The sequence below is a fragment of the Kordia aestuariivivens genome, from assembly GCF_014397005.1.
Taxonomy (GTDB): Bacteria; Bacteroidota; Bacteroidia; order Flavobacteriales; family Flavobacteriaceae; genus Kordia; species Kordia aestuariivivens.
This window is the reverse complement of the sequence record NZ_JACGWS010000030.1, coordinates 1-2,500: the sequence shown is the minus strand read 5'-3', so window position 1 is coordinate 2,500 and position 2,500 is coordinate 1. Positions and strand designations below refer to the sequence as shown.

The following is a 2,500-nucleotide window of genomic DNA, read 5'->3' as shown; positions in this document are numbered from 1 at the left end:
TCGCCACTACTAGCGGAATCACTTTTGTTTTCTTCTCCTCCGGGTACTTAGATGTTTCAGTTCTCCGGGTTCGCCTCCTTGCGGATACTATATCTTCAATATAGTGGGTTGCCCCATTGGGATATCTGCGGATCAATCAGTATGTGCCTGTCCCCGCAGCTTTTCGCAGCTTATCACGTCCTTCATCGCCTCTGAGAGCCTAGGCATTCCCCATACGCCCTTAATTAGCTTATTGTACTTTTGCCTCTTTATTATTTTTAATTCTCTCGAAGATTATTTTATTAATCTCGTTTCTCTTTTATCTCAATATGTCAATGAACTTTCTGATCAATCATAACCAGATATAAATCTGAAAATAATTATCTGCAATACCTCTTGAAATATAAATATCTCAAAGCATTGCCTTGTGGAGAATATCGGAGTCGAACCGATGACCTCCTGCGTGCAAGGCAGGCGCTCTAGCCAGCTGAGCTAATCCCCCATTTCTTTAAGTAAACAGTCCACAGTCTGCAGTATGCAGTCGCTTGTTACCGACTTTTGTTGGTGGATAGTCTTCTTCTAGAATTTCCTTAATACAAAGTAGTGGTAGTCTCAGGCAGACTCGAACTGCCGACCTCTACATTATCAGTGTAGCGCTCTAACCAGCTGAGCTATGAGACTCTACTTGTATCTTTGTTCAATTTCTTAATTAACAGCTAAGCAAAAACAACTCTTTTAAATATAAATTCTTCCTCGTCGCTCTAGAAAGGAGGTGTTCCAGCCGCACCTTCCGGTACGGCTACCTTGTTACGACTTAGCCCCAGTTACCAGTTTTACCCTAGGCAGCTCCTTACGGTCACCGACTTCAGGTACCCCCAGCTTCCATGGCTTGACGGGCGGTGTGTACAAGGCCCGGGAACGTATTCACCGGATCATGGCTGATATCCGATTACTAGCGATTCCAGCTTCACGGAGTCGAGTTGCAGACTCCGATCCGAACTGAGATAGGTTTTGTAGATTCGCTCCTGCTTGCGCAGTGGCTGCTCTCTGTACCTACCATTGTAGCACGTGTGTAGCCCAGGACGTAAGGGCCGTGATGATTTGACGTCATCCCCACCTTCCTCACGGTTTGCACCGGCAGTCTTGTTAGAGTCCCCACCATAATGTGCTGGTAACTAACAACAGGGGTTGCGCTCGTTATAGGACTTAACCTGACACCTCACGGCACGAGCTGACGACAACCATGCAGCACCTTGTAAAGTGTCCGAAGAAAAAGGCATCTCTGCCCCTGTCACTCTACATTTAAGCCCTGGTAAGGTTCCTCGCGTATCATCGAATTAAACCACATGCTCCACCGCTTGTGCGGGCCCCCGTCAATTCCTTTGAGTTTCAATCTTGCGATCGTACTCCCCAGGTGGGTTACTTATCACTTTCGCTTAGCCACTCAGACCGAAGTCCAAACAGCTAGTAACCATCGTTTACGGCGTGGACTACCAGGGTATCTAATCCTGTTCGCTCCCCACGCTTTCGTCCCTCAGCGTCAGTATATAATTAGTGATCTGCCTTCGCAATCGGTATTCTATGTAATATCTATGCATTTCACCGCTACACTACATATTCTAACCACTTCATTATAACTCAAGTTATTCAGTATCAAAGGCAATTTTACAGTTGAGCTGCAAACTTTCACCTCTGACTTAAACAACCGCCTGCGGACCCTTTAAACCCAATGATTCCGGATAACGCTTGGATCCTCCGTATTACCGCGGCTGCTGGCACGGAGTTAGCCGATCCTTATTCGTAGAGTACCGTCAAACAAATACACGTATCTGCGTTTCTTCCTCTATAAAAGTAGTTTACAACCCATAGGGCAGTCTTCCTACACGCGGCATGGCTGGATCAGTGTCTCCACCATTGTCCAATATTCCTCACTGCTGCCTCCCGTAGGAGTCTGGTCCGTGTCTCAGTACCAGTGTGGGGGATCCCCCTCTCAGGGCCCCTATCTATCGCGGTCTTGGTAAGCCGTTACCTTACCAACTAACTAATAGAACGCATGACCATCTTATACCGATAAATCTTTAACTATAAATCCATGCGGATTCACAGTACCATGGGGTATTAATCCAAATTTCTCTGGGCTATCTCCCTGTATAAGGTAGGTTTCATACGCGTTACGCACCCGTGCGCCGGTCGTCATCTGTAGCAAGCTACAATGTTACCCCTCGACTTGCATGTGTTAAGCCTGCCGCTAGCGTTCATCCTGAGCCAGGATCAAACTCTTCATCGTTGTTTCTTTAATAATTATTTCTTCAACTTCAGAAAAATCTAATATTCTCAAAATTTGTCTTTGCTTATGTTTTTATCATTATATCGTTGCCAATATAATTGCTGCTAATCAATATGTCAATGAACTCGTAATTTCTTTTTATCTTTACTTTGCTTCCCGTAGAAAGCGGGTGCAAATATAAAACCCTTTTTTGTTTCTAACAAAACTTTTTTAAGATTTTTTTTGAAGCTCTTT

At 45.0% G+C, this 2,500-nt stretch carries 2 tRNA genes and 2 rRNA genes (1 of these 4 cut by a window edge); all 4 read right to left on the bottom strand.

Features of this window, described 5'->3' with window-relative positions:
• A 23S ribosomal RNA gene (locus H2O64_RS23860) occupies positions 1 to 235 on the bottom strand (it extends 2,589 nt beyond the left edge of the window).
• A 172-nt stretch (positions 236 to 407) separates the two neighbouring features.
• Positions 408 to 481, bottom strand: a tRNA-Ala gene (locus H2O64_RS23855).
• Between the two features lie 102 nt (positions 482 to 583).
• A tRNA-Ile gene (locus H2O64_RS23850) sits at positions 584 to 660 on the bottom strand.
• 84 nt (positions 661 to 744) lie between these two features.
• Positions 745 to 2,266 (bottom strand): 16S ribosomal RNA (locus tag H2O64_RS23845).
• Together the 16S and 23S rRNA genes with 2 tRNA genes alongside form the textbook arrangement of a ribosomal RNA operon.
• Between the last annotated feature and the right edge of the window lie 234 nt (positions 2,267 to 2,500).